This is a genomic window from Chryseobacterium wanjuense (genome assembly GCF_900111495.1).
Lineage (GTDB): Bacteria > Bacteroidota > Bacteroidia > Flavobacteriales > Weeksellaceae > Chryseobacterium > Chryseobacterium wanjuense.
This window is the reverse complement of sequence record NZ_FOIU01000003.1, coordinates 374,948-390,913: the sequence shown is the minus strand read 5'-3', so window position 1 is coordinate 390,913 and position 15,966 is coordinate 374,948. Positions and strand designations below refer to the sequence as shown.

Genomic DNA, 15,966 nt, shown 5'->3' with positions numbered 1-15,966 from the left:
TCTTACAACATAAAGCCAGTCAATAACCTTTGCGTCTTTGCGAAAAAGAAACCAAACATAATAGCATTAAAATTAAGGAAAATAATAACTGGATTTTAGATTTAAGTTAAATTATTAATCAGCAAGATATCCGAATCTTCCCAAATTATAATCTTCAAAAGCCTGCATGATTTCCTCTCTGGAATTCATTACAAAAGGACCGTGAGGATAAATCGGTTCGTTCAGTGGCATTCCGCTGATGATTAAAATAATTGAATCTTCTGTAGCTTCAATAGAAAAATCTTCTCCTTCATTTTTAAATAAAACAAAATTATTTGTCGGAGCTTTTTCTTCGCCGTTAATGATGATACTTCCTTCCACGACCAAAGCCGCGGTATTGAAATCTGCAGGAAAATTGAAATCTGCTTTCCCCCCTTTCTTCAATTTGGCATTCATCATATGAACCGGACTGAAAGTAAAAGCAGGACCTTTCTGCTGTTGATATTCTCCGGCAATAAGCTCTATAAAGCCGTTTTCACCGAGATCAATTTTCGTCATATCAGAATTTTTGATCGCCTGATATTTCGGGCAGCTCATTTTATATACCGATGGAAGATTCACCCAAAGCTGAACCATCTGGAAAATTCCGCCTTCTTTTGCCCATTCTCTTTCATGATATTCTTTGTGAAGGACTCCTTTTGCCGCTGTCATCCACTGCACGTCACCTTCACCGATAATTCCACCTCCGCCAGCACTGTCATGATGCTGTACACGACCTTTATAAGCGATAGTCACGGTTTCAAAACCTCTGTGAGGATGCACGCCGACACCACGAGGCTGATCTGTTCCATTAAAATGAAATTTTGCATTATAATCAAGCATAATAAACGGATCCATCCTCTTCATATCCAATCCCTGAACGCCCGGAATAAAATTATGCACCCTAAAACCATCACCCACAAAATGAGCAGGCTTTGGAGATATTACGATTTGTACTTGTTTAGTTGCCATAATATTGTTGGTATTATAAAAGCAAAGGTAGTGGAGTTGGAGATCCGGTGCATTGATCTGTGGTAATAAGAGGTATGGGTTGCGGGTTTCGGGTTTCGGGTTTTGAGTTCTGAGTTCCGAGTTCTGATTTTTTGGTTGCTGGGTGGTTATTGCTGGTTATTGTTTGTTATGGTATTGCTTTGTTTTTTGGAATGCGAATTCCCCTCCTTTGGAGGGGTGGCGAAAATTCGTAAGAATTTTTGACGGGGTGGTTTTCAACATCATATTTTTCTAGCTGTGACAAGCGGAAAAAGCTACTAATAAAGAAAGGAAGTTGGAAGATGGGGGTGGAAGTTTGCTTGATTGAAAATATAGATTCTTCCTGAAGTCAGAATGACAACTGCAGTAAAACCCTAAACTCACAACTCAAAAAAACTCGAAACCCGCATCTCAAAACCCGAACCCCGAAACCCGTATCCCCTCACTCCTTCGATTTCATATTTTTGCCGTCTGAAATGTGAAGTCTGCGGAAAACAAATCCGGAAATGATCGTGAGAACCCCGACTGTGAGGAAGGTGTAGCGGAAGGCGTTGTGAATTTCCCCTTTGATAAGATCTGTGCTTTCAAATATTTTTAAAACAATCAGTCCGAAAGCGATCCCGAAACCGATGGCAAGCTGTTGATTGACTGAAATTAAAGAGTTTCCGCTGCTCGTTTGAAAATTCCTTAAATCTGCAATGGAAATGGTATTCATCGAGGTAAACTGAATCGAATTAAAAAATCCTAACACGGAAATAATCGGGATAAACCAATACAAAGACGTATGAATATTCGGAATGGCTAAAAGACAGATCAATGTTCCGATAATGAATGTATTCACCATCAGGGTTTGCCGATACCCAAATTTATCTAAAATTTTTATGACATAAGATTTTCCAAACATCGCTGTAACTGCCATCGGAGCGATAATCCAACCTGAAGTAACCGCCGATTGATTGTACGCAATCTGAATCATTAATGGTAATAATAAAGGAACAGAACTAATTCCTAACCTCGTTGCCAGATTTCCAACAATTCCTACCCGGAAAGTTCGAACCTGGAATAAATTTAACGGGAAAATCGGACTTTCATCTCTTTTTGCATGTCTGTAATAATAGTACATAAAAAGAAACCCGAGAATGAAAACAACCAAAACGGGAGTTGTGTTCTGCAGATCTCCGAAAAGTTCCAGTGAAATTGAGAGCAGAAGAGAAGCTGCCGCAAAAATTAAAAATCCTTTTAAATCAAAATCGACATCGGTGGATTTGTAATTCGGCATATATTTTAAGCCTAACGTAATTCCTAAAATACCAATCGGAATATTAATCAAAAAAATCCAGTGCCAGGAAAGGTAATCGACCATATAACCTCCCACTAACGGACCTAAAACGGGACCGATCAGAGCTGGAATAATGGCGAAATTCATGGCTTTTAATAATTCGTTTTTATCGAAAGTTTTAATTAAAGCTAATTTTCCGACAGGCGTCATCAAACTTCCGCCAACTCCCTGAATCACACGAGAAATGACAAGATGGGTGAGATTTTGAGATAAGGCACAAAATAATGAACCCAAACTAAAAAGCACCAGCGAAAAAATAAACACTTTTTTTGTTCCGAACCGGTCTGCCAAAAAGCCGCTCGCAGGCATAAAAACCGCCAATGTCAAAACATAGCTGATAATCGCATTCTGCATATTGAACGGAGATTCGTGCAAATCTTTCGCAATGGATGGGAGAGAAGTGTTCAGAATAGTAGAATCCAGCATCTGCATGAAAATTGCGGTTGCAAGAATCAGGGGTAAGATTTTCTTAATCGAATTGGGTTGCGAAATGACTTCTGACATTTGATTTTACTGAAAATAAAATTTCCAGATTTATTTTAGTTCAAAGATTTGAGAATGATATTCTAAAGCAATATTTGTTCCTTATATAAAATTTAAAACAAGAAAATGAATTTAAAAGCTTTAATCTTAGACTCACTTTGTCATTTCGACAAAGGAGACATCTATCTACATAACAGATTTTTCACTTCATTCAAAACGACAAACTAAACATTCACTCATTAAAAAAGTCCTGTGAAATTTCACAGGACTCTTTGATTTATTTTCTTGGCTTTTCTACTCCTTTCCATTCTTCGCCTGCTTTTCTATACTGGCTTAATGAGAAAGTTTTGAAATCTTTTGTTTTATATTCGATATTATCGGTGTTTTGCTCAAATGGCATAATGTAATAATAATCTACGTCTGTTCTGTCCGTTTTCGTACCTTTTTTCACTGAAGGAACGTATTTGGAGAATTTGTAGTTTGGAAGATATTGTTTTACCCTTGCGTAGAAATCTTTGTTTTCTTTTTCGTCAGGAATGATATCTACAATATTGAAATCGTCTTTTTTCTTATCAATCCACAGGTAATATGTTTTTTCTTCTCCTGTATTTCTGTTGTTTGAGTTGAAAGCAAATAATTCTTTCGGAACAAGCTCCTTGATTTTTTCTGCATCCACTTTTGTATAATACTGACCTTTTGAAGGATCTACGTACGTTTCAAGGTTGTACATCAAAACAGAATTGTTGTCCAGTTTTTTATTTTTAAAATATTGATTCAGAGATAATTCTGCTGTTTCTCTCAACTCTTTTCCTCTTGCATCCAGCTTTTTCGTCGGGTTCTGAGGATTTACTTTCTTCACAAATTCATACAAAACTACAGGCTTTACATCTTTAAGGTGAGGAAATGTTTTCAATTGTTCCGCTTTTACCAACCAGTAATATTGTTGATAAAAATCTTCTTTATCTGCATCCTTCACGCTTTTATAGACCATAGCCAGCTTTTTGGAGCTAAGATATTTGCCATATTTTCCCTGTCCAAAAGCAAAAGTCATGGCTAATAAAGCAAATAAGATAGTAATGTTTCTTCTCATTTTTTTATAATTGATATTTTCGTTTTCCAAATATAATTATTTATTAGATATTATTTTTGATTAACGGTTAAAATCTGACAATATTATTAGCGTTAATTCAAAAGAAAATCCCGTATTGCTACAGGATTGATAAATTTTGTCTGAGAAGTTAGAAATTAGGGGTTAGAAATTAGTTTAAAGAAACTCATAATTAATAACTTATAATTCATCACTATTATCGTATGACGTTTCATGCACCTTCACCGCTCTTCCGCTTGGGTCGTTCATGTTTTTGAAAGCTTCGTCCCATTCCAGGGCGATAGGTGTTGAACAGGCAACTGACGGTACAGAAGGAACTGTAGCAGCAGCGGTTTCACTTGGAAAATGTTCTTCAAAAATCGTTCTGTATCGGTATTCTTCTTTATTTTGAGGTGTATTCAGAGGGAATCTGAATTTTGCACTGGCCATCATTTCATCGGTGACTTCTTTTTCAGCAACAGCTTTTAAAGTATCGATCCATGAATATCCGACTCCGTCTGAAAACTGTTCTTTCTGTCTCCACACAATCGAATCCGGAAGGATGTCTTCGAAAGCTTTTCTCAATACCCATTTTTCAATTTTTCCTTCAGCTTTACTTACCATTTTATCCTTTGGATTAACGGTCATTGCAATATCCATAAATTCTTTATCAAGAAAAGGAACACGCCCTTCAATTCCCCAGCTCATCAGGGCTTTGTTGGCTCTCAGGCAATCATAAAGGTGAAGTTTTCCTAATTTTCTCACTGTTTCATCATGGAATTCTTTAGCATTCGGAGCTTTATGAAAATATAAATATCCTCCGAACAATTCATCAGAACCCTCTCCGGAAAGCACCATTTTTATCCCCATTGATTTAATTACCCTTGCCAGAAGATACATCGGAGTGGAAGCTCTTACCGTCGTTACATCATACGTTTCCAAATGATAAATCACATCCCGGATCGCATCCAGACCTTCCTGAACGGTAAAATTAACCTCATGGTGAACCGAGCCGATATGCTCCGCTGCTTTTCTGGCTGCTTCCAGATCCGGAGAACCTACCAAGCCGACCGCAAAACTGTGCAACCTCGGATACCAGGCTTCCTGAGTATCACCGCTTTCGATTCTTTGCCTTGCAAATTTTGCCGTAATAGCAGAAATGACCGAAGAATCCAAACCTCCGGAAAGTAAGACCCCGTAAGGTACATCGCTCATCAATTGTCTGTGAACGGCATCTTCCAATCCTTTCCTTAATTTTGAAATATCGGTTTCGTTGTCTTTTACATGGTCAAAATTTTCCCAGTCTCTTGTATACCATTGCTGAAGTTCGCTACCATCTTTACTGTAAACCAAATGTCCCGGCAAAAATGTTTCGATCGTTTTGCAGATACCCTCCAAAGCTTTCAGTTCTGAAGCGACATAATAGTTTCCGTTTTTGTCCCAACCATGATAAAGAGGGCAGATTCCCATGTGGTCACGGGCAATAAGATACACATCATTTTCTATATCATATAAAGAGAAGGCAAAAATTCCGTTGAGCTTTTCGATGAAATTTTTTCCGTATTTTTTATAAAGTGCTAAAATTACTTCACAATCCGATTGGGTTTGAAATTCGTAATCGGGAAATTCTTCTTTTAATTCCCTGTGATTGTAGATCTCGCCGTTTACAGCTAAAACTATTTTTCCATCTTTAGTAAACAAGGGCTGTTTTCCTGAAGTAGGATCTACGATAGCAAGCCTTTCGTGGGAGAAAATTACTTTTTCATCCTGAAAGACACCACTCCAATCGGGGCCTCTGTGACGGATCTTTTTTGACATCTCAAGAACCTGAGGTCTTAATATTTCGGTTTTTTGTTTGGCATCAAACAAACATACAATTCCACACATTTTTTATTATTTATTTGAAACAAAATTATATTTACAGTTTAAAAATAACAATAAAAAATTTAATTAAGTTTAAAATTTTAATTAAAAAGTTTATAATAAAGAATAATTTTAATTATTTTCAAATAAAACAGTTGTTTTGGTTAATTTTTTTCGTTGTGCAATCGAAAGCATTATTCACATACGAAATAATATTGACATATTTATTAATCTATGATAATTTATTATAGAAATTTTAACCCTTACTTTGTGGCTCGAAATAATTTTTTTTCATCATTTGTGTTTTTACCTTCTTGCAATTCAGTTTGCGAGAAGGTTTTTATTTTATTCAGATCCTAGTAATACTCCTGAAACATTCCAAGAGCTAAAACTCGTTCCTTCTGTAGGGCCCTGCGGAATTTTCACCTGAATGGTGTGTTTCCCTGCTTTCAGATCTCCAAGAGGAATGAAATTAGGATTGGTAACCGTTCCCGGACACCAGTTTGATCTGCTTAAATCTGATGATGAAAGTCCGTCCGGAAAATTTCCTGATGCAGGATTATAAAGACGGTAAGAGCCGCACTCTGATCTCCATGGGATGAAAGAATAGGTCATTTTCCCGTCCAGGAAAATAGAATTGACTTTAGGAACGAACTCGTCGCCGTTTTCCCAACCACCATGACCTGTTGTTGTATATTTCAATTGTGCGTTTTTCAAATCTTTTTTTAAGGTAAACTCTACAAATAATCCTTTGTCATTATTAAACATCGTAGAATAATCCTGACCTGCCATTTCCATGATATTCAAGGTGTTGAATAGAGGAATTACGGCATTGTTTTTATAAGTACCCTGGTCGCTTTTATGGATGGTGATTTCAAGACTTACTTTGTGGCCACCTTTGTCGTAATTACCGATGAATGCACCGACCCACAATTCCTTCTCAGACAGAGATGGTTTCAGATCGGTAATATCTTCTCTGTACGGACTGATCGTCTGCCAGTTTTTATCTTTTAGTTGAATATGGTTAAATTTATTAATCCCGAAAGCCGTGAAAAAACGCATCATTTCAACAGGGGGATCGTAGTTTTCTGTTGCTGTGATTCCGTAGTATTGCTTTCCGTTTCCGTTTTCATAGACCGGTAATGTTTTTACGCCTTTTTCCAGTCCATCAAGGAAAGATTGAGGTTTATTCTGGGGAATAAAGAAAACAGTTCCGGTTCTGTCGTAAGCATCACCGTTCGACTGCTGTTTCAGTTCAACGAAAATATTTTCGCCTTCCGATATTTTAGGAAACTTAATTTTTTTCAGAATAATGGTTCCGTTGGCGAATCTTTTTATTTTTTCGTCTGATTTTGATTCGTCCGAAAAGTTGATCGTTTCATTATCAAAAACCTTCAATGTCGTGAATGTGCTTTTCCACAAAAGATCACCGTAACTTAGCTTATCGATAGAGTTTATCGGACCTTTAAGAATATTTTCAATATCGGTTTTTTTGACTTTTTTAATGGAATTAGCGGAAATTAATGAGTTTTTATTTCTTTCGATTTCTAAAACAAAACCTAAATTTTGCCCGATCGTAGAAGGTCCGCCTTGTATTTTCAGATCATTGGTGTACCAGACTTCGATCGTATTGGAATTGATCTTGATGACCGCTTTTTTACATTTGTAGCCTAATATTTTTTTTGTTTCGTTTGTAAATTCAAAAGTTTGCTTCCCAATAGCTTCTGCATCAGAAGTTGAAATAATTTCGTTAGGTTTCAAAAGTGCATAAGAAACGACTGTATTGGACGGTTTTTCAATTTTCGTTATTGTGAATGGATATTCTGCTTTTTGTTCTCTTATTTTATTGTTTAATATAAAATTTTCCTTTTCGTTTGCCCAGACTAGGGTAGGAGGTTGCTCAGTCAACACTTTTCCGTTGGATGAGCTGATGTACTGAACTTCATAAGTCTGCCCGAAAGACAGGCAAAATAATAAGATAAAAAAGCTGAATAAAATTCTTTGATGCATAATTGATGATGGTTTTCGCAAAGATAATTTTTAGTTGATAGAATTTTAGCTTTACGAATTTTTATATTAGTTTTTATAGTATTGGTTTGAAAGATTGTGTAAAAGTTACATTTACATAAAAGTTTTTTAAATAATTGTCTGATTTAAAGTTTTTTATTTTTGATCCAAACTGTGATTTCAAACAAAAAAACTACCCCAAAACAGAGGTAGCTTTTATATTATGTATTTAAATTTACTTTAAGAAACTCTCTCTATCAAAGCCATGTAGAATCCGTCGTAGCCTTCGCTAGGCATTACTTTTTCATCTTTTAGCATTTTGAAATTAGGGTTGTTTTTCAAGAATTCTTCTACCTGCCCGTTATTTTCAGATGGAAGGATAGAACATGTTGCGTACACCATTTTTCCTCCTATTTTAAGCATTTTAGAATAGTCTTGAAGGATTTGTTGCTGTTCTGTTTTAATTCTGTCGATGAATTCCTGATCGATTTTCCATTTGCTGTCCGGATTTCTTTTCAAAACTCCAAGACCGGAACAAGGCGCGTCAATCAGTAGTCTGTCGGCTTTTTCGTGAAGCCTTTTGATGACTTTATTATCAGAAATCAGGCGGGTTTCAATGTTGTGGGCTCCGGCTCTTTTGGCACGGCGTTTCAATTCTGCCAATTTCCATTCGAAAATATCTAAAGCGATGATTTGTCCTTTATTTCCCATCAAAGCAGCCAGGTGAAGGGTTTTTCCGCCGGCTCCTGCGCACGCGTCCACAACTCTTTGTCCTTCTTTTACATCCAGGAAATATCCGATTTTTTGTGAAGAAGCATCCTGAACTTCAAATAATCCTTCTTTAAAGGCAGTTGTAAGAAAAACATTCTTTTTCTCCTCCAATTGAACGGCATCGGGATAATTTTTAATAGGATAGGCAACCACATTTTCATCAGAAAGATCAGAAATAAGCTCTTTCGGTGTGGTTCTCAGAGAATTTGCTCTCAAAACAGTCGGAGCCTGCTCATTCAGAGCCTGCATTTCTTTTTCCCATTTTGATCCCAATTCTTTCTCCAGTGTCTCAGCAAGCCATTCTGGAATAGAATATTCTATAGCTTTGGTAGGAACTGTAGATTTTTTAAGTTTTGTAAGGATATCGGCGATTTTTATTCCGTCAAATTCCTCAAACTTTTTATAATTTGTTTTGCTCCACAAAAGGTAAGCAATGATAAGTTTATAAATATTGTTGGGCTTCACACCTTCTCCCATATAATATTCAAGGCGTTTTTTCCAACGGATGATATTATAGAAAATCTCCGAAACAACGGCTCTGTCCTGGCTTCCCCATTTTTTATTGGCTTTTAAAAGTCTTTCGATTACTTTATCGGCATATTTATTTTTCTCGAAAAATGTTTCCTGTAAAGCATCGTGAATTCCGATCGCTAAGTTTCTGTGAATAAGTTCCATAAAATTGGGTTCTGCTATTTTGAGTCTGCAAAAATACGAATTTAAGTTGAGATACGAGTCTCGGGTTTTGGGTTCATGCTTTAAGAGTTCACTATGTTTTTGAGTTATTTTTACTTATATAAAGAAATAATTGAATGCCAATAAGTATGAATATTATGAAAAGCTGTTTATGCGCTAAATCTGACCTTTCTATATTAATTCTCTGTAAACTATAAATTTTTGATTTTGAAAATTGTTTCAATTCATTCAAGTCAGTGAAGTTTTCAACTTTTGAAATATCTTCTTGTATAAGAACACGTGAATAATTTGGAATTAAATTAATTTGATTGAATATTTGAATAAATATCCATCCAAATAATAAGATTGAAATAATCAAGAAAACTCTTCGGATATTTCTCATGTTTAAATTTTAATTAAAAATATTAAAAAATTACCTTTGCAAAAATTAAAAATATGAGTGATACAATACTTTGTCCGAAATGCAGCTCAGAATTTACCTATCCGAGCGACAATATGATGGTGTGTTCCCAATGTTTCTACGAATGGAATCCGGAAGAAACAGTTGCTGAAGCATCAAATTCAGGAAAAATTTTAGATTCGAATGGTAATGAACTGCAAGACGGAGATTCTGTGGTTGTTATTAAAGATTTACCCGTAAAAGGAGCTCCAAAACCTGTAAAAGCTGGTACTAAAGTGAAAAATATTCGTTTAAGACCAGACAGCGACCATAATATTGACTGTAAAATTGATGGTTTCGGGTCGATGGCTCTGAAATCAGAATTTGTGAAAAAGGCATAAAAAAAAGGAAAAAATTGGACAGTGTAATCTTTCAAAAAACTAGATTGTCTCGTTGAGGAGACTAATTTTCGTCTAAGGCAGAAAGAGAATTAACCAAAAATTTCCTTATGCTGTGGAAATACAAATGTAAGAAAAAGTTTTAAACCTGATTCTTATGTTTGTATTTTTTTTATCCACAAATTAACAATAAGTGTTGGTAAATGTGATGGTTATGCTAATAGATTTCTCCTTCGTCGAAATGACAAACTTACAAATCAACAAAAAGGAAGGCTTTAAATAAAAGAAATTCTAACAGCATCCTGAATTTTATTGTCCGTATAAACTATCACTTCCTTATTCATCACTTTCAGTTTGTTCCAGTAATGGTTTCCGGCAAATCGACTTTCCAAAACATCAGCATCAAAGCCGTTTTCAGAGATTTTTATTTGTTTGGGATGATATGAAAATTTTGAAATCTGAAAATCGGTCATTTCATTTTCATTAAAAATATTCACTTCCCCGAAAAGCTTGGCAACATAAGAATTGTATGGATTTCTGAAAGTTTCTTCCGGATTGTCATTCTGAATTAATCTTCCGTTTTGCAGAACAATAATCTGATCTAGCCAAGGAATAATATCCTGAAGCTCATGGGTGGAAATGATTAAAGTAATATTGCGCTGTTTTACATATGTAAACAATTTTTCGCGCAGTTCGATTTTTCTCGGAAAATCAAGATTACTGAAAGGTTCATCAAGAATCAGCAATTTTGGAAGAACGGAAAGAGCTCTCGCAATGGCTACCCGCTGTTGCTGTCCACCGCTTAAATATTTAGGCAAAACATGGGCAAATTCTTCCAATCCGACCACTTCAAGAAGTTCGGAAACGGTTTCTTTTTTCTTCGCGAGATTAATATTTGAAATAAATTTTCCTACATTTTCGGCTACGGTAGCATAAGGCATCAGATCAAAATTCTGAGCCACAAGTTTCATTTCCGCCTCTCCGGGAACCAGATTTCCTTTGGGTCCCAAAAGTTTTTCACTGTCAAAAATAATGTCTCCGCTTTGCCAATCGAGAAGCCCGTAAATCAAGCTTAGTAAAGTTGATTTACCGCATCCGCTTTCGCCGGCAAGCGCGACAATTTTACCTTCTTCAAATCTCAGATTTAAGTTCTGAAACAGCGGTTTTTCCTTAGAATATGAAAAATATAAATTGTTTATTTCTAATAGCATATTACAAATGTAATGAAATGAAATGTTTTTAGGAAAAGAACATTTTTTTTATTATATTAGCGGGTATATTAAAAAATTAAAAATTATGAAGAGAAAGCTGTTTTCACTGGTTATTCCTGCTTTTTTTGCAACAGCTGTGGTTATTTCTTGTAAAAAAGACAAACCGCTTTCCAGTGAGACTAATGAGGTGACGACTACGAAAGACGGAAATCAGTATGCAATAGATACGCTGAACAGTAAGGTTGAATGGAAGGGATATAAAATTCTTAAATCTGAAAACACAAGCCATTTCGGAACAATTAAGTTTGAAAGTGGTGATGTAACGATTAAAGACGGAAAGCTGGAAAGCGGAAAATTCGTTGCAGATATGAATTCTCTCACTTCAGTAGATCTAAAAGACGATGCTGAACAGCTGGGAAAACTGAACGGGCACCTGAAAAGCGGCGACTTTTTCGAAGTGGAAAAATTCCCGACGGCTTCTTATGAGATCACAAAAGTTACCCCATCCGCAGAAGGTGATTATAACACTCTTTTGGATGGTAATCTTACGATCAAAGGGATTACAAAACCTGTTCAGTTCAAAGCCAATGTTTCTGTAAAAGAAGGGGAAGCAAGCATTGCAACTGAGCCTAAAGATATTAATAGAGAAGAGTTTGGGGTGAAATTCCAGGCTCCGGCTGAAAACGGTGTGATCAAAAATGAGGTGACTCTTCAGATCAACGTAAAAGCTTTAGAGAAAAAATAAAGATGAATTCTTACGAAGCTGGATATAATATGGGATATATTACCGGGCAAATTTTGACCCTCGGTTTTATTGTTCTGATTATTTATGGCATTGTTCGTCTTAAAAAAATAATAAAAAAATAATTTTTTTATTTAAGTGAAATAAGTGATTGAAGTCTGCCTCCCCAAAAAGAGGCAGATTTTTTTTAACACAAGAAGGAAAATTATTCAACTGAAAAAACGTATTTTTGCAAAATATTTTTGAAAGGAGTACAACAATGATAGAAAAGATAGAAGAATTACTGGTTGAGGTAAACAGCTTCAATGCTACATCTAAAGAGGATATCGAAAACTTCCGAATTAAGTACAATGGTAAAAAAGGTGTTTTGAATGATTTCTATGAAACATTAAAAGCAGTTCCCAACGACCAGAAGAAAGAATTCGGGCAGAAGATCAATACTCTGAAGCAGGCTGTTAACGTAAAATTGGAAGATTTGAAAAACTCTTCTACATCTTCTGTTGTCGTAGAGAAAGAAGATCTTACGAGACCTGCTTTTCCATTGGATCTGGGATCAAGACACCCTATTAATCTGGTGAAAAACAGAATTATAGAGATTTTTAAATCTATCGGATTTGCTGTAGCAGACGGGCCGGAAATCGAGGACGACTGGCACAACTTTACCGCCCTGAATCTCCCTGAATATCACCCAGCAAGAGATATGCAGGACACGTTCTTCATTGAGCAGAATCCTGATATTTTATTGAGAACGCATACTTCTTCGGTACAGATCCGATATATGGAGGAAAACCAGCCACCCATCAGGATTTTATCTCCGGGAAGGGTGTTCAGAAATGAAGCGGTTTCTTCACGTTCGCACTGTATTTTCCATCAGATCGAGGGATTGTATATTGATGAAAATGTAAGCTTTGCAGATTTGAAACAGACGATCCAGTTCTTCACGACAGAGCTTTTTGGTAAGTCTAAAATAAGATTAAGACCTTCTTATTTCCCTTTTACCGAGCCGAGTGCCGAGATTGATGTGTATTGGGGACTGAATTCTGAAACCGATTACAGGATCACGAAAGGAACAGGATGGCTGGAAATTATGGGCTGCGGAATGGTAGACCCGGCTGTTTTGAAAAACGTAAATATTGATGCTGAGAAATATTCGGGATATGCCTTCGGGATGGGGATAGAACGAATCGTCATGCTTCTTTACCAAATGAGCGACATCAGAATGTTCTTCGAAAATGATATCAGAACACTGGAACAGTTTAAAACTTTATAATTTGTTTTAAATAAAAATAAATTAAATCCTGTAAAAAGCTAATTTACAGGATTTTTTATTAATTTTATACTATAACTTAACGAGAGAAATGTCTGTAAAATTGTTGAATTTTAAAGTAAGGAAAATTGTGCATTATTCCCTGATACTGTGTATTCTATTAATTCAGGTAATCATAGCGGCTTTTTTTTATAATGAATTTATTAACAAGAAAAATTTAACTTTTATTGAAAACCAGCTGAAGGAAGTTCATTCGTTGGAGAATCTGACGGATAATTCCAGGAAAGAGCTATTGAATGCGCAGGATTTTCTTCAGAAATACATGATGAGTGAAGATGAAAAATATCTGGATTCTTATTTTAAATCTTTAAATAAGCTCGGTGAAAATCTGGATAGCATAAGTCATTATGAATACAAATATCCTAAGTTGAAAAATATTTCGGCTTCCCATAAAAAAGATTCATCACAAATAAAAAAATTAAAAGTACTGATTGATTCTACGTATCAGTTTTCTACCAGACCCAAGTTTAAAATAGGTAATGATCTGCCGAAACTGGAGAGGTATGATGTGGATTATAATTTTGATAAATTTAACGTAGAAACCAAAACCTACTCAGATACCACTGTAAAGAAAAAAGGATTGTTCGGAAGGATAGGTGATGCCATTTCCGGAAAAGAAAATGTACGGAAAGACAGTACCGTTGTTACCGTAAAACAGGGCAAAGTTCCGGTTTCTAAGGCTATAAAAACGGAATTTGACAGTATCATTAATTTAGTGAACAATCACTACTCCGGAGAAGTAAAAAGAATACAGGTAGATGCCGCTGAAAAACAGGATAATAACGATAAATTTTATAGAATTTTCAACAATCTCCTGCTTTACAGCAACGGCTTGATGAACACTTATGAATTGGCCATTAAAGATTCCAAATCGGATCTTGAGAAAGAGTACAACAAGCAGAATTCTAAAAACAATAGAATCAGAACATATCTGATTTTCGGATCGATTATTTTGATGATCATTGTTTCCATACTGATCATGATTTTGACGAGGATAGCGTTTATTTACGAACAAAAACTAAAAGCTGCCAACCAACAGATCAGTGAAAACCTGAAATTTAAAAATAGGATTTTAGGAATGTTAAGTCACGAATTGAGATCGCCTTTAAAAATCATAGGAATTTTCATCAACAGAATTGGTAAGAAAACGGACGATAAAAACATTAAAGAATATCTTAAATCGATAAGCTTTACCAACAACACCTTATTGATGCAGGCCAACCAGATTCTTGAATACACCAAAAACCAGCAGGTGGAAAATAAACTGATCCCGGTGGTTTTTAATCTTAAAAATGAAATACAGTCGATATTAAACTCTATTGAACCTTATATAGAAACGAGAAATAATAAATTTATCATTCATGAAAATATTGATCCTGAGATTGTTGTGTATTCTGATAATACAAAGATCAATCAGGTTTTTATGAATATTCTCGGGAATGCCAATAAGTTTACCGAAAACGGACAGATCAGTGTAACGACTACAGCCGAACCAGTTGATGAAAATACTGTTGCTTTAACAACCATAATAAGTGATACCGGCGCCGGAATTTCCAAGACGGATCTCGAAAAAATATTCGAGCCTTATTATCAGGGAGTATTGTCGGAGGATATAGAAAATCTTGGAGCAGGTTTGGGACTTAGCCTGTGTAAGGAAATTGTAGAATTATACTCAGGCAAAATATCCGTAGCAAGCGAGGTAAACAAAGGGACAACCGTAACTTTCTCTATTAATTTAAATCTTAAAAATGAATCAACCAGATCATAAATCTATTCTACTCGCAGATGACCACAGTCTGATAAGACAGGGCATTGTTTTTCTCCTGGAAGATATTAACCCGGATTTTGAAATTTTTCATGCATCAAATTTGCAGCAGGCATTGGAGTCTTTAAAAACAAATCCGATAGATCTGGCGATCATAGACGCCCATTTCCCCGATGGAAACAGCCTGAGCATTTTACCTGAAATAAAAAAAATAAAACCCGAAATAAAAATTCTGATTTTTACAGGAATAGAGGAGGACAAACATGCGCTTAAATATCTGAACGCGGGAGCCAACGGTTTTCTGAGTAAGATGAATGAAGAAGACGAAATTGAAAGTGCCATCCGAAAAATGCTGGAAAACGGAGAATATATTTCTCCTGCAACCCAGGCTTTACTGATGAATTCTATGCACAATCCTAAGCTTATCAACCCTTTGTTGTCTTTAACGGAAAGAGAACTTCAAATTGCAAAACTGTACGCTGAAGGCTACGGAAACCTTGAAATTGCCAATAACCTCGATGTGAAACAAAACACGGTAAGCACCATTAAGAAAAGGATTTTCGAGAAATTGGATATTGAAAATCTGGTAGAGCTTATTGAATTAATTAAAAACAATTAGTATCTCCAGTAGATAAATATCTACAGCTCAAGCGATATATATCGACAGTATTTATTGGGATTGAATATTGTTCTGCCCCTATCTTTGTATCAACAAAAAGGATAAAAAAAAATTATTTAAAAAGACTATAAGATGATCTTTGGTTTCTCCCCAAACACAAATGATGAGAAAGAATCAAAGGTCCCCCTTACAAAAGACTATATTGAGGAAGAACTTCCAGTTTGGAAGTTCTTTTTTTTGGTTTAAAATGGTGTCGATAAATATCTACGAGCCA

12 protein-coding genes are annotated in these 15,966 nt (G+C 35.6%); 5 read left to right on the top strand and 7 right to left on the bottom strand.

The features are described 5' to 3' along the window. Positions 1-114 precede the first annotated feature (114 nt). The 6 genes from BMX24_RS18220 to BMX24_RS18195 all read right to left on the bottom strand — a co-directional run bounded on the left by BMX24_RS18220 (position 115) and on the right by BMX24_RS18195 (position 9,233). Positions 115-990: a pirin family protein gene (locus BMX24_RS18220; protein WP_089795329.1), complete on the bottom strand. Its 876-nt coding sequence runs from the start codon at positions 988-990 to the stop codon at positions 115-117. A 460-nt stretch (positions 991-1,450) separates the two neighbouring features. Beyond that, a complete protein-coding gene (locus tag BMX24_RS18215; RefSeq protein WP_089795327.1) occupies positions 1,451-2,851 on the bottom strand; it encodes an MFS transporter in 1,401 nt (466 codons plus the stop codon). A gap of 256 nt (positions 2,852-3,107) precedes the next feature. Then, positions 3,108-3,920: a hypothetical protein gene (locus BMX24_RS18210; protein WP_089795325.1), complete on the bottom strand. Its 813-nt coding sequence runs from the start codon at positions 3,918-3,920 to the stop codon at positions 3,108-3,110. 198 nt (positions 3,921-4,118) lie between these two features. Beyond that, positions 4,119-5,804 (bottom strand): asparagine synthase B, encoded by a 1,686-nt coding sequence (gene asnB, locus BMX24_RS18205; RefSeq protein WP_089795323.1) that lies wholly within the window; start codon positions 5,802-5,804, stop codon positions 4,119-4,121. Positions 5,805-6,125: 321 nt separating this feature from the next. Next, positions 6,126-7,790 (bottom strand): GLPGLI family protein, encoded by a 1,665-nt coding sequence (locus BMX24_RS18200; protein ID WP_089795321.1) that lies wholly within the window; start codon positions 7,788-7,790, stop codon positions 6,126-6,128. Between the two features lie 237 nt (positions 7,791-8,027). Next, the gene (locus BMX24_RS18195; protein ID WP_089795319.1) at positions 8,028-9,233 is read right to left on the bottom strand and encodes an RsmB/NOP family class I SAM-dependent RNA methyltransferase; all 1,206 of its coding nucleotides are present in this window, start codon (positions 9,231-9,233) and stop codon (positions 8,028-8,030) included. A gap of 453 nt (positions 9,234-9,686) precedes the next feature. Between BMX24_RS18195 and BMX24_RS18185 the strand changes: the two genes are divergently transcribed. After that, positions 9,687-10,031, top strand: coding sequence for a zinc ribbon domain-containing protein YjdM (locus tag BMX24_RS18185; protein WP_089795315.1), 345 nt, complete (start codon positions 9,687-9,689; stop codon positions 10,029-10,031). 272 nt (positions 10,032-10,303) lie between these two features. Here BMX24_RS18185 and BMX24_RS18180 read toward each other — a convergent pair whose 3' ends face one another. Further along, positions 10,304-11,239, bottom strand: a complete 936-nt coding sequence (locus BMX24_RS18180; RefSeq protein WP_089795312.1) for a sulfate/molybdate ABC transporter ATP-binding protein — start codon at positions 11,237-11,239, stop codon at positions 10,304-10,306. An 85-nt stretch (positions 11,240-11,324) separates the two neighbouring features. Here BMX24_RS18180 and BMX24_RS18175 point away from each other — a divergent pair, with 85 nt between their 5' ends. From BMX24_RS18175 to BMX24_RS18160, 4 genes are all read left to right on the top strand, one after another. Continuing rightward, positions 11,325-11,984, top strand: coding sequence for a YceI family protein (locus BMX24_RS18175; RefSeq protein WP_089795477.1), 660 nt, complete (start codon positions 11,325-11,327; stop codon positions 11,982-11,984). 256 nt (positions 11,985-12,240) lie between these two features. Next, entirely contained in the window at positions 12,241-13,251 is a 1,011-nt protein-coding gene (gene pheS, locus BMX24_RS18170) for a phenylalanine--tRNA ligase subunit alpha (protein ID WP_089795310.1), read from the top strand. 88 nt (positions 13,252-13,339) lie between these two features. After that, positions 13,340-15,076 (top strand): sensor histidine kinase, encoded by a 1,737-nt coding sequence (locus BMX24_RS18165; RefSeq protein WP_089795308.1) that lies wholly within the window; start codon positions 13,340-13,342, stop codon positions 15,074-15,076. After that, a complete protein-coding gene (locus BMX24_RS18160; protein WP_089795306.1) occupies positions 15,057-15,692 on the top strand; it encodes a response regulator in 636 nt (211 codons plus the stop codon). Before BMX24_RS18165 ends, BMX24_RS18160 begins: the two co-directional genes overlap by 20 nt. Positions 15,693-15,966: the final 274 nt, after the last annotated feature.